Origin of the sequence: Pseudomonas sp. B14-6 (assembly GCF_013260315.1) — a bacterium.
GTDB classification, from domain to species: Bacteria; Pseudomonadota; Gammaproteobacteria; order Pseudomonadales; family Pseudomonadaceae; genus Aquipseudomonas; species Aquipseudomonas mandelii.
In genome coordinates this window covers 2029622-2044360 of sequence record NZ_CP053929.1, presented here as the reverse complement: position 1 = coordinate 2044360, position 14739 = coordinate 2029622, and the positions used below count along the sequence as shown (strand labels likewise).

At 61.5% G+C, this 14739-nt stretch carries 14 protein-coding genes; 8 read left to right on the top strand and 6 right to left on the bottom strand.

The window, feature by feature from the left end; genetic code table 11:
- Positions 1 to 382: 382 nt before the first annotated feature.
- Together HP062_RS09245 and HP062_RS09240 are read left to right on the top strand one after the other, a co-directional pair.
- Positions 383 to 958, top strand: a complete 576-nt coding sequence (locus HP062_RS09245; protein WP_102595815.1) for a flavodoxin family protein — start codon at positions 383 to 385, stop codon at positions 956 to 958.
- 32 nt (positions 959 to 990) lie between these two features.
- Positions 991 to 1815: an alpha/beta fold hydrolase gene (locus HP062_RS09240; protein WP_172791304.1), complete on the top strand. Its 825-nt coding sequence runs from the start codon at positions 991 to 993 to the stop codon at positions 1813 to 1815.
- 55 nt (positions 1816 to 1870) lie between these two features.
- Here the strand turns inward: HP062_RS09240 and HP062_RS09235 are convergent, their stop codons facing one another.
- On the bottom strand, positions 1871 to 2311 hold the full coding sequence (locus HP062_RS09235) for a helix-turn-helix domain-containing protein (RefSeq protein ID WP_145306314.1): 441 nt from the start codon (positions 2309 to 2311) through the stop codon (positions 1871 to 1873).
- 157 nt (positions 2312 to 2468) lie between these two features.
- On the opposite strand from HP062_RS09235, the gene HP062_RS09230 reads away from it, so the two are divergent.
- The 5 genes from HP062_RS09230 to ycaC all read left to right on the top strand — a co-directional run bounded on the left by HP062_RS09230 (position 2469) and on the right by ycaC (position 8100).
- Positions 2469 to 3389, top strand: coding sequence for a LysR family transcriptional regulator (locus tag HP062_RS09230; protein WP_145306316.1), 921 nt, complete (start codon positions 2469 to 2471; stop codon positions 3387 to 3389).
- A gap of 1178 nt (positions 3390 to 4567) precedes the next feature.
- The gene (locus tag HP062_RS09225) at positions 4568 to 4984 is read left to right on the top strand and encodes a DoxX family protein (protein WP_077750469.1); all 417 of its coding nucleotides are present in this window, start codon (positions 4568 to 4570) and stop codon (positions 4982 to 4984) included.
- Positions 4977 to 5570, top strand: a complete 594-nt coding sequence (locus tag HP062_RS09220) for an antibiotic biosynthesis monooxygenase (RefSeq protein WP_172791303.1) — start codon at positions 4977 to 4979, stop codon at positions 5568 to 5570. The genes HP062_RS09225 and HP062_RS09220 overlap by 8 nt, the downstream gene beginning before the upstream one ends.
- Positions 5567 to 7405 (top strand): amidohydrolase, encoded by a 1839-nt coding sequence (locus HP062_RS09215; RefSeq protein ID WP_102595899.1) that lies wholly within the window; start codon positions 5567 to 5569, stop codon positions 7403 to 7405. The genes HP062_RS09220 and HP062_RS09215 overlap by 4 nt, the downstream gene beginning before the upstream one ends.
- Before the next feature lie 68 nt (positions 7406 to 7473).
- A complete protein-coding gene (gene ycaC / locus HP062_RS09210; protein ID WP_010455729.1) occupies positions 7474 to 8100 on the top strand; it encodes an isochorismate family cysteine hydrolase YcaC in 627 nt (208 codons plus the stop codon).
- 210 nt (positions 8101 to 8310) lie between these two features.
- Here the strand turns inward: ycaC and HP062_RS09205 are convergent, their stop codons facing one another.
- Positions 8311 to 9747, bottom strand: coding sequence for a mechanosensitive ion channel family protein (locus tag HP062_RS09205; protein WP_172791302.1), 1437 nt, complete (start codon positions 9745 to 9747; stop codon positions 8311 to 8313).
- A 155-nt stretch (positions 9748 to 9902) separates the two neighbouring features.
- Entirely contained in the window at positions 9903 to 10922 is a 1020-nt protein-coding gene (locus tag HP062_RS09200; RefSeq protein WP_010455725.1) for an alpha/beta hydrolase, read from the bottom strand.
- 160 nt (positions 10923 to 11082) lie between these two features.
- Between HP062_RS09200 and HP062_RS09195 the strand changes: the two genes are divergently transcribed.
- Entirely contained in the window at positions 11083 to 11979 is an 897-nt protein-coding gene (locus HP062_RS09195) for a LysR family transcriptional regulator (RefSeq protein ID WP_102595902.1), read from the top strand.
- Positions 11980 to 12125: 146 nt separating this feature from the next.
- Here the strand turns inward: HP062_RS09195 and HP062_RS31025 are convergent, their stop codons facing one another.
- From HP062_RS31025 to gspG, 3 genes are all read right to left on the bottom strand, one after another.
- Entirely contained in the window at positions 12126 to 12800 is a 675-nt protein-coding gene (locus HP062_RS31025; RefSeq protein ID WP_256666147.1) for a hypothetical protein, read from the bottom strand.
- A gap of 150 nt (positions 12801 to 12950) precedes the next feature.
- Entirely contained in the window at positions 12951 to 14138 is a 1188-nt protein-coding gene (locus HP062_RS09180; protein WP_010455722.1) for a type II secretion system F family protein, read from the bottom strand.
- 14 nt (positions 14139 to 14152) lie between these two features.
- Positions 14153 to 14587, bottom strand: a complete 435-nt coding sequence (gene gspG, locus HP062_RS09175; protein ID WP_077750400.1) for a type II secretion system major pseudopilin GspG — start codon at positions 14585 to 14587, stop codon at positions 14153 to 14155.
- Positions 14588 to 14739 lie beyond the last annotated feature (152 nt).

Here is a 14739-nt window from a genome sequence, read left to right as displayed (position 1 = left end):
TTCCTCAGGTTTTTCCGGCAACGCAACGAGGTGTTCGCCTGACTGTCGGGTGTCCGCTGCGACTGCCTGTACCTGGCGTCCCTGGCAGGCGCCGCATTTATTGAGGGACAACCTTGGCAAAGCCGCTGTTGAGGCTTTTGGCGCGCCAATGAAAATTAACAACGTTTAACTCGTCCTGCGTCTGGTCTACGCCCAAAACTCTGCTGCTTCAACACCCGCTGGTCTTGTAGGCGCGAGCCAGCTCGCGATAGCGGTGGGTCAGCTTGAATTGATGTTGAATGTGCCGCCGCCATCGCGAGCAGGCTCGCTCCCACAGGGAATTGTGCCGGGCTGGCGAGTGGGGCATGTAGCAAAGGGATCAACTTGTCATGAGGACACCGGGATGAGCAACGTGGTGGTGGTCTATCACAGTGGCTACGGGCACACCCGGGTCATGGCCGAAGCCGTGGCCCTGGGTGTGGAACGGCACGTGGGCAGCACCTGCCTGCTGGTTCCGGTCGATGAAGTGGACCAGCACTGGGACCGGTTGCACAGCGCCGACGCCATCATCTTCGGCGCCCCGACCTACATGGGTAGCGCGTCGGCGCAGTTCAAAGGCTTCATGGAGTCCACGGCGGCGTTCTACCTCGCCCAGCCGTGGCGCGACAAACTGGCGGCCGGCTTCACCAATTCCGGCTGCCTGTGCGGCGACAAACTCAACACCTTGCTGCAGATGGCGGTATTCGCCGCGCAGCACTCGATGATCTGGGTCGGCCTCGACCTGCTGCCGGCGCGCTCCAGCACCGGCGCCTTCGACGGGCAAATGAATCGCCTCGGCAGCTCGCTCGGCGCCATGGCCCAGTCGAATGTCGAACAGACCCCGGACCTCGCCCCACCTCCCGAAGACCGTTGCACTGCCGCGCACCTCGGCGAGCGGGTGGCGCGGCTGGCTGAACGAATGAACCCATCACCGCTTTGATACACCCCCAACACTCGCAAAGGAGACATCGCATGAGTACATTCACGACCCGAGATGGCACCGAGATTTACTACAAGGACTGGGGCACCGGCCAACCCATCGTCTTCAGCCACGGCTGGCCGTTGAACGCCGACAGCTGGGAGTCGCAGATGATCTTCCTGGCCTCCAAAGGCTACCGGGTGATCGCCCACGACCGTCGTGGTCATGGCCGCTCCAGCCAGCCGTGGACTGGCAACGACATGGACACCTACGCCGATGACCTGGCGCAGTTGATCGAGTTGCTCGACCTCAAAGACGCCGTGCTGTTCGGCTTCTCCACCGGCGGCGGCGAGGTGGCGCGCTACATCGGTCGCCACGGCACCGGTCGCGTGGCCAAGGCCGGGCTGATTTCCGCGGTGCCGCCGCTGATGCTCAAGACCGAAGCCAACCCCGGTGGCCTGCCGATCGAAGTGTTCGACGGCATTCGCCAGGCATCTCTGGCCGACCGTTCGCAGCTGTACATCGACCTCGCCAGCGGGCCGTTCTTCGGCTTCAACAAACCGGGCGCCAAGCCGTCTCAGGGCATGATCGACTGGTTCTGGATGCAAGGCATGATGGCCGGTCACAAGAACGCCTACGACTGCATCAAGGCGTTCTCGGAAACCGACTTCACCGAAGACCTGAAGAAGTTCGACATCCCGACGCTGGTGGTGCACGGCGACGCGGACCAGGTGGTGCCCTTCGAAGCGGCGGGCATCGCCTCAGCAAAACTGGTGAAAGGTTCGCAGCTGAAGGTCTACCCCGGCGCGCCCCACGGCTTGACGGATACCCACAAAGATCAGCTCAACGCTGATCTGCTGGCGTTTCTCAAGGGTTGATGTACCCCGGCGCGGGCATGGACCCGCGCCGGTTTTCGCTCTGATAAAACAGGTTTTATAACGCGTGAGTTTGAGCGGTGCAGGCGCGACGTGGGGGAAGGGCGCGCACCGCACGGCAACGCCACGCAAATGGGTTGATGCCTTCGCTCCGGGTGAAGATGTGGCAGAAATGCGCCTGATCGCAGAAGCCGCATTCGAGGCTGATTTGCGTCAGCGTCATGTCGGTGTTCTGGATCAATTGCTTGGCCCGGGCGATGCGTTGATGACGAATCCAGTCTTGCGGCGAGAGCCCGGTGCTGCACTTGAACGCTCGGGAAAAATGACTGCGCGACAGGGCGCAGGCGCGGGCCAGTTCGGTGACTTCAACGGTTTCACCCAGGCGTTCGAGGATCAGTTGCTTGGCCAGCTCTTCACGCCATGGGGTCAAGCCGCCGGTGGCTTTTCTGGGTGCTTCATCGACTGCCGCACGGGCGACGTTTTGCTGAGAATGGGCCATGACAAATGTCCGTGTCGGTGAGCTTCATTCTTGGTTGCGAGGCCTTGTCAGGCGAGTTAAACGTTGTTAATTCCTCATGCCGGGTGGGCAGTCTCACGTAAAGTCAGAGACAATCGTTACCCTCAAGCCTGGCTGAACACACAAGGAAACCGTGCCTATGAACCGTAACGATCTGCGCCGCGTCGACATGAACCTGCTGGTGATTTTCGAAGCGTTGATGTTCGAAAAGAACCTGACCCGGGTCGCTGAAAAACTGTTCATGGGGCAGCCGGCGGTGAGTGCGGCGCTGGGGCGGTTACGGGATTTGTTCGACGATCCGTTGTTGCTGCGCAATGGTCGCGCCATGGAGCCGACGGCGCGGGCACTGGCTATTCTCAAGGAGCTGCAACCGGCGATGGATGTGATTTCCGGGGCGGTCAGTCGGGCGAAGGAATTCGATCCGACGACCAGTAGCGATGTGTTCCGCATCGGGTTGTCGGACGATGCCGAGTTCGGTTTGTTTCCGCCGTTGTTGCGGCAATTGCAGGAAGAGGCGCCGGGGATCGTGGTGGTGGTGCGTCGCGCCAACTATCTGCTGATGCCGGCATTGCTGGCCTCGGGTGAGATTTCCGTGGGGGTGAGTTACACCACGGATTTGCCGGCGAATGCCAAGTGCAAGAAGTTGCGGGACATTCCTTGCAAGGTGCTGCGCGGGGACAAGCGGCCGGGGACGCTGACGCTGGACGAATATTGTGAACGTCCGCATGCCATGGTGTCGTTCTCGGGTGATTTGAGCGGCAATATCGATCTGGATCTGGCCAAGGTCGGTCGCAGCCGTCGGGTGGTGTTGGGTGTGCCGCAGTTCAGCGGGTTGCGGGCGTTGTTGGCCGGGACTGAGATGATTGCCACGGTGCCGGATTATGCGGCGTGTGCGCTGGTGGAGGGGTGTGCGTTGCGGGCGGAGGATCCGCCGTTTCCCATTGATGCGGCGCAGTTGTCGATGGCCTGGAGTGGGGTGCATGACAATGATCCGGCGGAGCGGTGGTTGCGGTCGCGGATCAGTGAGTTCATGTCGAGGCCTTTGGTGGTTTCGGCTTGAACGTGGCGGCCTTCGGGCCGACCAGGTTCCCCTTGATGTACCCCGTCCCAATGTGGGGTGAGCCTGCTCGCGAAGGCGGCCTGATAGCCGACCTATCTCTTTCAGGTGTACATATCCATTTCTGCGGTAACGGCTGCTTATGGTTTCGCCCTTACGGCGACTCCCTTTGGCAAACGCCCCAAAGGAAGCAAAGGTCTTCGCCCCAGCGTCCGGCCCCTCGCCTAGGCTCGGCGTTCCCTCGCTCCGGCATTCATCTGGGGGCATCGCCTCCGGTCGGCTTCGCTTCGACCTCCTCTCGATGTGTGCGGCTTCGCCGCACGGCGCTACGCGCCCACCCCCCAGATGAACGCCTCCACTCGGCCTCCCGACGGGGCGAGCAGATCAAGATCAAAAGCAGGCGAGCTAACGCTCGGCCTAATGAGTGGTGAAAAGCGAAGCGTGTACACCGAACCCCTTGTAGGAGCGAGGCTTGCCCGCGAAGTCGGCCTGACAGCCGACCAATCTCTTGCAGGTACCCACATTCCACTGTAGGAGCGAGGCTTGCCCGCGAAGGCGGCCTGACAGCCGACCATTCTCTTGCAGGTACCCCCATTCCACTGTAGGAGCGAGGTTTGCCCGCGATGGCGGCCTGCCAGCCGACCAATCTCTTGCAGGTACACCCATTCCACTGTAGGAGCGAGGCTTGCCCGCGAAGGCGGCCTGACAGCCGACCATTCTCTTGCAGGTACCCCCATTCCACTGTAGGAGCGAGGTTTGCCCGCGATGGCGGCCTGCCAGCCGACCAATCTCTTGCAGGTACACCCATTCCACTGTAGGAGCGAGGCTTGCCCGCGAAGGCGGCCTGCCAGCCGACCAATCTCTTGCAGGTACCCACATTCCACTGTGGGAGCTGGCCTGCCAGCGAAGGCGGCCTGCCAGCCGACCAATATTTCGCAGATGCACCCAATCCAATTGTAGGAGTGAGCCTGCTCGCGATGGCGGCGTATCAGCCACCATCAAGGCTGAATGATCCACTGCTATCGCGAGCAGGCTCGCTCCCACAGGATCTTCGTCGGTCGTAGATCCGGCTCATCCGCAAAACAGCACGTACATCCAATTTTCCCCGCTCCCGTCCCGGCACTATCAAACCAGGTCCCGGCGCATGAACGTCGGTGGTTTTTCATTTGTGCAGGTAGCCCATGAATACATCGCGATGGGATGAGCGGGCGCAGGATTTCGGACTGCTGTTTTTGCGGGTCACTGGCGGTGTGTTTCTACTGTGGGTGCACGGTTTGCCGAAGCTGCTTAACTTCAGCGCTCAACTGCAAGTCATCGAAGACCCGTTTCACCTCGGCGCGAACGTCACGCTGATGCTGGCGATTTTTGCCGAGGTGCTGTGCCCGTTGCTGATTATCGCAGGGGTGTTGGTGCGTCTGGCGTGTCTGCCGATTTTGGCAGTGTTGCTGATCGCGCTGCTGGTGGTGCATGCGCAATGGAGTCTCGATGAAGGGCAGTTCGGTTGGCTGCTGTTGATTGTGTTCACCAGCCTACTTATCGCCGGGCCGGGACGGCTGGCGCTCAATGTCCGATTTGCCGGAGCTTTGCGTTATGCCTGAATCCAATCGTTTCGAGGAAGTCGTGACCCTGGTCATCAAGCACCGGGTCAAAGCCGGTTTTGAAGCGCCCTATGAAGCCTGGTTGCGCAACATTGTCAGCATCGCCGGGCAGCAGGAAGGGCACTTGGGCGTGGACGTGATGCGCGGTAAAAACGCTGGCCTGGACATGTACACCTGCGTGCTGCGCTTTTGTTCCACCGACGCGATGCAGCGTTGGCTCGATTCACCGCAGCGCCTTGAGTTGGTCAAGGAAGCCACGCCGATGCTCGCCGATGGCGACCAGACCGAGGTCAATCCGGTCAACGAATTCTGGTTCGCGCCGCAGGCCGACGCCGCTTCGCCACCGCCGCCGCGCTGGAAGCAGGCCGTGGTGACGTTGCTGGTGATTCTGCCGCACACCTTGCTGGTGCCGCTGCTCTGGGGCCCGCTGCTGCAACTTAACGCCATCCTGTCCAATTACGTGATCGCGACGTTCCTGATCACGCTGACCATCGTCGTTTCGGTGGTGTACCTGTTCATGCCGATGGCGACGCGTCTGTTCGCGCCCTGGCTGTCTCAATCCACTCCGTCCAAGGAAACGCGATGAACGCCGATCTGATTTTATTCAATGGCCAATTTCATACCGTTGACCGTGAAAACCCTCGCGCCAGCGCGGTGGCGATCCGCGAAGGTCGCTTCGTCGCGGTCGGCACCGACGCCGAAGCCATGGCCCTGCGCGGGTCGGGCACGCAGGTCATCGACCTCAAGGGTCGTTGCGTCATTCCCGGCCTCAACGACTCGCACTTGCACCTGATTCGCGGCGGTCTGAATTACAACCTCGAACTGCGTTGGGAAGGCGTGCCATCGGTGGTCGATGCCTTGCGCATGCTCAAGGACCAGGCCGATCGCACGCCCACACCGCAATGGGTGCGGGTGGTCGGTGGCTGGAACGAATTCCAGTTCGCCGAAAAGCGCATGCCGACCCTCGAAGAACTCAATCAGGCCGCGCCGGACACCCCGGTGTTTGTCCTGCATTTGTACGACCGCGCCTTGCTCAACCGCGCCGCATTGCGCGTGGCCGGTTACACCCGCAACACGCCAAACCCGCCGGGTGGCGAGATTGTGCGCGATAGCAACGGTGAGCCGACCGGCATGCTGGTGGCGCGTCCGAACGCGATGATTTTGTACTCGACGCTGGCCAAGGGGCCAAAGTTGCCGCTGGAGTACCAGGTCAACTCGACGCGCCAGTTCATGCGCGAACTCAATCGCCTCGGCCTGACCAGCGCCATCGACGCCGGCGGTGGTTTCCAGAATTATCCCGACGATTATCAGGTGATCGAACAGTTGGCCAAGGACCAGCAGCTGACCATTCGCATCGCCTACAACCTGTTCACGCAGAAGCCGAAAGAAGAGCTGACCGACTTCAAGAACTGGACGTCGAGCGTGACCCTGCATCAGGGCGACGATTACCTGCGACACAACGGCGCCGGGGAAATGCTGGTGTTTTCGGCGGCGGATTTCGAGGACTTCCTCGAGCCACGTCCGGACCTGCCGCAGACCATGGAAGATGAGCTGGAACCGGTGGTTCGCCACCTCGTCGAGCAGCGCTGGCCGTTCCGTCTGCACGCCACGTACAACGAATCCATCAGCCGCATGCTCGACGTGTTCGAGAAGGTCAACCGCGACATTCCGTTCAACGGTTTGCCATGGTTTTTCGACCACGCTGAAACCATTACGCCGCAGAACATCGAGCGGGTGAGGGCGCTGGGTGGCGGTATTGCGATTCAGGATCGCATGGCGTTTCAGGGCGAGTATTTCGTCGAGCGTTATGGCGCCAAGGCCGCCGAGGCGACCCCGCCGATCAAGCGCATGTTGGCCGAAGGGGTACCGGTCGGCGCCGGTACGGATGCCACGCGGGTGTCGAGCTACAATCCTTGGACATCGTTGTACTGGATGGTCAGTGGCCGCACCGTCGGTGGCCTGGAACTGCATGCCGAGGGCCTGTCCCGGCAGACCGCGCTGGAGCTGTTCACCCACGGCAGCGCCTGGTTCTCGTCCGAGCAGGGCAAGAAAGGCCAGATCAAGATTGGCCAACTGGCGGATGTCGCGGCGCTCAGCGCTGACTTTTTCAGCGTCGATGAAGAAGCGATCAAGTGGATCGAATCGGTGTTGACCGTGGTCGGCGGCAAGGTGGTGTACGCCGCCGGTGATTTCGAAAAACTGGGACCTGCCAGCGTGCCGGTGCTGCCGGACTGGTCGCCGGTGGTCAAGGTGCCGGGTCATTGGCGTCCGACGTCGCCGATGCAGGCGCAGGTTCACCATTGCAGCGGGCCGTGCGGCGTGCATGCCCACAGCCATGAAAAGGCCCGGTTGTCGAACGCGCCGGTCAGCGATTTCGCCGGTTTCTGGGGCGCGTTCGGCTGCTCGTGCTTCGCGTTCTGACGATCACAAAACGCGCCGATGCGCTGCGTCGGCGCCTTGCGTAATACCCATCCATCGAGGAGTTTCACATGAGCAACGTTCCGTACAAGCGCCTGAACAAAGACGATGCCGTAGTCCTGTTGGTCGACCACCAGACCGGCCTGATCTCGCTGGTCCAGGATTTCTCGCCGAACGAATTCAAGAACAACGTGCTGGCCCTCGCGGACCTGGCCAAGTTCTTCAAATTGCCGACCATCCTCACCACCAGTTTCGAAAATGGCCCGAACGGCCCGATGGTGCCGGAGCTCAAGGAACTGTTCCCGGACGCGCCGTACATCCCGCGTCCAGGCCAGATCAATGCCTGGGACAACGAAGATTTCGTCAAAGCCGTTAAAGCCACTGGCCGCAAGCAACTGATCATCGCGGGTGTGGTGACCGACGTATGCGTGACTTTCCCGACGTTGTCGGCACTGGCGGAAGGCTTTGAAGTGTTTGTAGTGACCGACGCCTCGGGCACCTTCAACGAAACCGTGCAGCAAGCGGCCTGGGCTCGCATGTCGGCGGCCGGAGCACAATTGGTCAACTGGTTCTCGGTGGCGTGCGAGCTGCAGGGTGACTGGCGTAACGACATGGAAGGCCTGGCGAACCTGCTGTCGCCGCGTATTCCGAACTATCGCAACTTGATGAACAGCTACGTGGCGCTGACTTCGAAGTAAGCCCGGCGATCTATAAAAATGCCCGCGACTGTGCGGGCATTTTTATGTCTGGGACAACCTCATTGGGGTGGTGAGGTTTTTTGTGGCGAGGGAGCTTGCTTCCGCTGGGCTGCGAAGCAGCCCCTTTTTGGTGAGCGCTGCGCGCTCAAGCGGGAGCAAGCTCCCTCGCCACAAAAGCACGCCACCACAACATTCAGGCAGCCACAAAAACTAGGCCTGTTGGCGTTTTTGCAGCCAGTTGAGGAAGCCGTTTTTCTTGATCGGAACCGGTTTGGCCATCAGCGCCAACCGGCTGTTCTGCTGCCGCACCGCTTGCAGCTTGTTCAGTGCCCGACCCACTTCAACCCGTTGTTCCATGCAACCACGGGTCAGGGATTTGTCGATCCGGTAAATGATGCACGAGGTCAGGGTGGTGAAGGTGGCCTGGGACGGTGTATCGGTGAGCACGCTTTGTTCACCCATCACCTCACTCGGCCCCATGCGCCCGGCTTCGGTTTGCCCGGTGCCATCGGGCACGGTGGCGCTGACCACGCCTGTGGCGATCACCATCAGGCTGTCCGGCACTTCGCCCAATTCCAGCACCACCTGACCCGCCGCGTATTGCTGCGGGACCATGGACTGAGCCAATTGATCACGCTCGTCCTCGCTCAGGGAGCGGAAGACTTTCACTTCATCCAGCAACGCCCGTGCGCGGGTTGTCGGTTCAATCACACCATCGATCTGCCGGGAAATTCCCGCTGCTTCGAGGTGCCGGTGCGCCAGGTCGAACAGCTGATTGCGCACCTCGCTCTTCTTGCCGAGCTCGGCGATAAAGCCGCTGGCCACGTACTCGGACATGGTTTCGCCAGCCTCTTTGAGCACGGCTTTCGGCGCCGGGTTGAGCAGCAAGCTGCTGCTGCCTTGAAGCGTGCGCTCCAGCGCATCCAGCACCCGACGCGGGCGGATGTGGTTGGGCACTTGAATGCTGATCGACACGCCGTGCATGTTGGTAGGCCGGCTGAGGTTGACGATTTTCGCCTTGGCCGCCACCGAATTCGGCACCACAGCGGTGCTGCCGGCGCTGGTCAGCAGGTGCGTGGCGCGCCAGTCGATGTCGAGGACTTTGCCTTCGACGCCATCGATCATGATCCAGTCATCCACCTGATACGGCTTGGTGGTGTTGAGTACGATCCCGGAAAATACGTCGCTCAAGGTGCTTTGCAACGCCAGACCGACGACGATGGCCACGACACCGGACGTCGCCAGCAAGCCTTTCACCGGCAGCTCCAGCACGTAACCGGCCGCCGCGACGACTGCAATCAGGAACACCAGCGCGCCGATGACGTCCTGCAACAAGCGACCGCTGTGACCGATGCGGCGCATCAGCACCAGGCCGATGACTTCGGTGAGCACCCGCGCGGAGTACAGCCACCAGAGAATCCCCAACGCCGTGGCGCCCAATTGCGCGACACGATCCTCGGCGAACAATGGTGCCTGCAACGGGCTCACACCGGCATTGATCACCAGCGCGCTGAACAGCACAAACAACGCCAGCCGCACGCCAACCCGCGTGACGCGATGCTTGAACGGCGCGAGGTGCCAGAGCACGGTGTCGATCACCAGCAGCAGGGCACTCCAGGACAGCATGTGAGCGAGGACAAAAGACATGGGAGAACTCCGGCAGACTGGTTGTTGTTGGCGGTAGTTTTTTGTAGGAGCCAGGCTTGCCGGCGAAGGCGCCCTCAAGTACGCCTTCGCCGGCGAGCCTGGCTCCTACAAAAAGCAGCTTCGCCACACCAGGTTGTGTGGCGAGGCGAGGTGACTCAGTTCAAGTGAGTCTTGAGTTCCAGTGCTGCCTGACGAACCGCCGCTTTCACCTCCGGAATCTGGCTCAGCGGGTTGAGCAGGCCGAAGTCGTGGATCATGCCGTTGTATCGCACCGCCGTGACCGGCACACCGGCTGCGTCGAGGTGGCGGGCATAGGCTTCGCCTTCGTCACGCAACACGTCGAACTCGGCGGTTTGCACCAGGGCGGCGGGCAGGCCTTTGAGCTGTTCGGCGCTGGCTTGCAACGGCGAGGCATGGATCTGCGCACGCTCGGCCTGGTCGGTCGTGTAGTTGTCCCAGAACCAGTTCATCATGCCCTTGGTCAGGAAGTGGCCTTCGGCAAATTGCTGGTACGAGCCGCTGTCGAACTGTGCGTTGGTCACCGGCCACATCAACAACTGGAAGCGCAGCGCCGGGGCTTTCTGTTCCTTGGCCATCAACGCCACGACCGCCGCCATGTTGCCGCCGACACTGTTGCCGGCTACCGCCAAGCGCTTGCCATCGACGCCGATGTCCTTGCCATGCTCGGCCACCCAACGGGTCGCGGCGTAGGCCTGGTTGATCGCAGTCGGGTAATGCGCTTCCGGCGACGGCGTGTAATCGACATACACCGCGACAGCGCCGGAGCCGACCACCAGATCGTGGATCAGACGCTGGTGAGTCGGGTAATCGCCCAACACCCAGCCGCCACCGTGGAAGAACATGAACACCGGCAATTCACCTTTGACCTTGGCCGGCCGGACGATTTTCAGGTTGATGGTTTGCCCGTCGACCTTGATCGCACGATCGCTGACGTCCACACCCGACAGATCAACCTTCACCGAGTTTTGCGCACCGGTCAGCACCGCACGGGCATCTTTGGGGCTCAACTGCTCAAGCGGCTTGCCACCGCCGGCGGCGAGGGCTTCGAGGAAGGCCTGGGTATTGTGTTCGACACCCGGGCTACCGGCGGCGAATGCATTGCCGATGGAAAGGGCGAGAAGGGAAGCGGTCAGGGTTTGTTTGACGATGTTCATGGGGCAAATCCTTTTTAATTAATGAGCGTTTGATTACCTGAGGTCGGTCGCTGCTGGCGCTGTAGGTCAGGCCTCAGCAACACCGTGGACACAGATTAATAGGTCGCCCAAAAGGGAAAAAGCAGCTATAAAGTGTTTGACTGTCAACCAAGGCGTGACAATGAACCCGTTCGAAGATATGCGTATTTTTTGCCAGGTCATGGACTCCGGCAGCTTCACCTCGGCAGCCGATCAATTGGGCCTGTCCAAGCAGTTTGTCAGCCGGCGCTTGATGCAGCTCGAAGAGCGTCTGGGCGTGCGCCTGCTCAATCGCTCCACGCGGCGGCTGGACGTCACGCCGCTGGGCCAGAGTTATTACGAGTCCGCGTTACGTTTGCTCGGTGAAGTCGAGCAAGTGGAGCAGGGCATCGCCGGCCAGACCACCGAGCCTCGCGGCACCATCCGCGTGAGTGCGCCGTTGTCGTTTGCGCTGGCGCATCTGGGTTGCTTGCTGCCGTTGTTTTTGCAGCGCTATCGCGATGTCACGGTGGAAGTGGACTTGAGCGATCGGCCGGTGGACTTGCTCAGCGAGGGTTACGACCTGGCGTTGCGCATCGGCATCCTGGAGGACTCGACCCTGATCGCCCGCCGCATCGCCTCCATCCAGCGCGTGTACTGCGCCAGCCCGGCCTATCTGGCTGAGCGCGGGACGCCGCTCAAACCCGAAGATTTGCACAATCATGACTGCCTGCCTTACGGCCACGGGCGTCAGGTGCAATGGCGTTTCGAAGGGCAGGGCAAGCCGCTGAGTGTCAACGTGACGGGCCGGATGCGGGTCAATAACGGGGAGTTGCTCAAGGATGCGGCGGTGGCCGGGATGGGGATTACGTATTTGCCGACGTTCATTGTCGGTTCGGCGCTGAAAGAGGGTCGGCTGGTGCCGGTGCTGGATGAGTTTCGTCCGCCGCCGCTGACGTTGTCGGCGGTGTATCCGCAGCACCGCCAGAGTTCGCGGCCGGTGCAGGCGTTGATCGAGTTTTTGCGCGAGCGGCTGGATCGGGTTGAGTGTGGGTTGTAGAACGCCGGATCACACATCTCCTTGTAGGAGCGAGGCTTGCCCGCGAAGGCGTCGTGACATTCAAAACAAGCGCTGACTGATACAACGCCTTCGCGGGCAAGCCTCGCTCCTACAAGGGATTGTGGGGTTTTGAAGATCAGCCCCTGTCAGGACCTTTTGTCGTCGCCTGGCTCGCCACCGACATGCACACCGCGGTCGTCGCCGATTTCGCCCGCGCGATGCACGCCGCGGTCGTCACCGATTTCGCCCGCGCGATGCACACCGCGGTCGTCGCCGATTTCGCCCGCGCGATGCACACCGCGGTCGTCGCCGATTTCTCCCGCGCGGTGCACACCGTGGTCGTCGCCGATTTCTCCCGCGCGGTGCACACCGTGGTCGTCGCCGGGCTCAGAGTGAGTGCCGCTGCGCCCGGATGAGGCTGAGCTGCCTGAGTGTCCCGAACCATGGTCGCCGCTGCTGTGACCGCTGCCGCTGTTGCCGCCGCTGCCGTTTCCACTGTGGCCGCCGCCATTGCCACCGCCGCCGCTGCCACCGTGACCACCGCCATTGCCGCCGCCCCCGCTTCCGCCACCGGAACCACCGCCGCCGTGACCGCCGCCACCGCCACCAGAACCGCCGCCGTGACCTCCGCCACCACCGCCAGACCCACCGCCGCCGTGACCACCACCACCGCCCCCGCCGCCCGATCCACCGCCGCCACCACTACCACCATCCTTGGCTTGGGCACTCGATACCCCGGACAAGCTGTCCGGGATCAATACGGTAGACGCCGACAGAACTGCGCCAATAGCTACTGCCAGTAAAAGCTTGTTGATGTGCATGTCGTTCTCCGTCTTCTTATTCAGGTTGGAACGTTGATGAACAATGCAACTTGCTGCTCGATTCAATGGGAGAACACCGCAACGCGCCGATTAATTCAGTGGCAACGCGTATGAACGATGAACGGTACACATTGATCCTGTTCCAGCGGGTCAGTGAATACTCGAAGCCAGTTCGAAGATCGGGATGTACATCAGGATCACGATGACCCCGATCAGCAGGCCGATGAAGGTCATGAGCAAGGGTTCGAACAGCCGCACGAACCATTCGATCCAGCGGCTGATTTCTTCGTCGTAGAAGTCAGCGCTGCGCTCCATCATCTGGCCGAGGTTGCCGGATTGTTCGCCCGCTCGAAGCAAACGCAGGGAGACCGGGGTCACCAGGTGATTGAGCTCCAGCGCGGCCGACAGTGATTGCCCCTCGCGTACCCGTTCGCAGGCCTGGTCCAGGCGCACGCGGGAGGCGGGGGTGAGCAGGCCGCGAACCATGCCCATGGCGGTGACGAGGGGAATGCCGCCCTGCAACAGGATGCCCAGGGAGCGATAGAAGCGCGCCAGTTCGTACATGAAAATGCGTTGATGGACCGCCGGGAGTTTTTCGATCACACGGTCGACGCCCCGACGAAAGGCCGGTTGTCGCTGAAGAAAGCCGAGGGCGACGATGATTGCCGCCAATGCGCCGAAGAACTCACCCTGGTGGGCGTGCAGGAACATCCCGCAGCTCATCAGCACTTGCGACAGCCACGGCAGATTCGACCCCAGCCCTTCGAACACCAGGCTGAAGCGCGGCACCACGTAACCCATCAAGAACAACACCACGCCACCGCCCACCACCAGCAACAGCAGGGGGTAGATCGAAGCGCTGACGATTTTTTGCCGAACCTCGTCCATGCGCTGGCGATAGCTGACATAGCGGCCCAGGGCATCACCCACGGCGCCGGTCTTCTCACTGGACTGCACCAGCGCCACGTAGAGCGGAGGAAACACCGCCGACAGCTGGGCCAATGCCTGGGAGAACGATTTGCCTTCATACAGCAGGCGCACCAGTTCGCTCAACGTTTTACGGGCCTGTGGCGCGTTCTCTTTTTCTGCGAGGCTTTCCAGCGCATCGATTAACGGCAGGCCGGCGTTGAGCAAGGTGGTCAGTTCCTGGCTGAACAACACCAGATTGAATGTCTCGCGCTGTCGAAGGCGCAACGCGCGCCAGTGCCGCTCGACGTGCAGGCTGACCACCCGCAAGCCCTGGTCTTCGACGATGCGCCGGGCCTCGCTGTGGCCGGGAGCCTCGACGGTCATCGAGACCACGCCAGCCTTGCCCACTGCCTTGAGATGAAAGCGCATGGTCGGCCCCCCCGTCATTGCCAGCTGGTGACTTCGGCGTTTTCGCCTTCGCCGCCGGGTTGGCCGTCCTTGCCCATGGACAGCAGATCGTACTCGCCGTTTTCGCCGGGGTAGCGGTAGTTGTAGTTACGACCCCACGGGTCCTGCGGCAGTTTTTTCTGCAAGTAAGGACCGGTCCATTTGGTTTCATCGCTTGGCGCAGTGACCAGCGCCTGCAAACCTTGTTCGGTCGATGGGTAATGACCGACCTCCAGACGGTACAGGTCGAGCGCTTTGCCCAAGCCTTCGATTTGCGCCTTGGCCACCTTCACTTCGGAGCGGCCCAGTTGGGCGAAATACTTCGGCGCGACGATGCCGGCCAACAGCCCCAGCACCACCAGCACCACCAACAGTTCGAGCAGGGTGAACCCGCCTTGAGGACGCGGGGCGGAACGCAAACGCTGATTCATGATGACCTCACACAGTCGGCAGAAGGGTCGCCATGGAGGCGTATGCAATTGCCATGCTCACCCCGGTCATTCTTCCACAACCCCTGTATTCCGGGCCTTTGCGCTTTCGGCACAGTGCTTGCGTATGGCTTGTTTACTACCGGCCATTGGGG

Bases quoted from the DNA above. Each gene is read 5' to 3' on its own strand.
- HP062_RS31025 (WP_256666147.1), bottom strand. From the start codon at position 12,800: ATGCACATCAACAAGCTTTTACTGGCAGTAGCTATTGGCGCAGTTCTG.
- HP062_RS09240 (WP_172791304.1), top strand. From the start codon at position 991: ATGAGTACATTCACGACCCGAGATGGCACCGAGATTTACTACAAGGAC.
- HP062_RS09200 (WP_010455725.1), bottom strand. From the start codon at position 10,922: ATGAACATCGTCAAACAAACCCTGACCGCTTCCCTTCTCGCCCTTTCC.
- HP062_RS09205 (WP_172791302.1), bottom strand. From the start codon at position 9,747: ATGTCTTTTGTCCTCGCTCACATGCTGTCCTGGAGTGCCCTGCTGCTG.
- gspG (WP_077750400.1), bottom strand. From the start codon at position 14,587: ATGAATCAGCGTTTGCGTTCCGCCCCGCGTCCTCAAGGCGGGTTCACC.
- HP062_RS09195 (WP_102595902.1), top strand. From the start codon at position 11,083: ATGAACCCGTTCGAAGATATGCGTATTTTTTGCCAGGTCATGGACTCC.
- HP062_RS09230 (WP_145306316.1), top strand. From the start codon at position 2,469: ATGAACCGTAACGATCTGCGCCGCGTCGACATGAACCTGCTGGTGATT.
- HP062_RS09220 (WP_172791303.1), top strand. From the start codon at position 4,977: ATGCCTGAATCCAATCGTTTCGAGGAAGTCGTGACCCTGGTCATCAAG.
- ycaC (WP_010455729.1), top strand. From the start codon at position 7,474: ATGAGCAACGTTCCGTACAAGCGCCTGAACAAAGACGATGCCGTAGTC.
- HP062_RS09180 (WP_010455722.1), bottom strand. From the start codon at position 14,138: ATGCGCTTTCATCTCAAGGCAGTGGGCAAGGCTGGCGTGGTCTCGATG.
- HP062_RS09245 (WP_102595815.1), top strand. From the start codon at position 383: ATGAGCAACGTGGTGGTGGTCTATCACAGTGGCTACGGGCACACCCGG.
- HP062_RS09215 (WP_102595899.1), top strand. From the start codon at position 5,567: ATGAACGCCGATCTGATTTTATTCAATGGCCAATTTCATACCGTTGAC.
- HP062_RS09225 (WP_077750469.1), top strand. From the start codon at position 4,568: ATGAATACATCGCGATGGGATGAGCGGGCGCAGGATTTCGGACTGCTG.
- HP062_RS09235 (WP_145306314.1), bottom strand. From the start codon at position 2,311: ATGGCCCATTCTCAGCAAAACGTCGCCCGTGCGGCAGTCGATGAAGCA.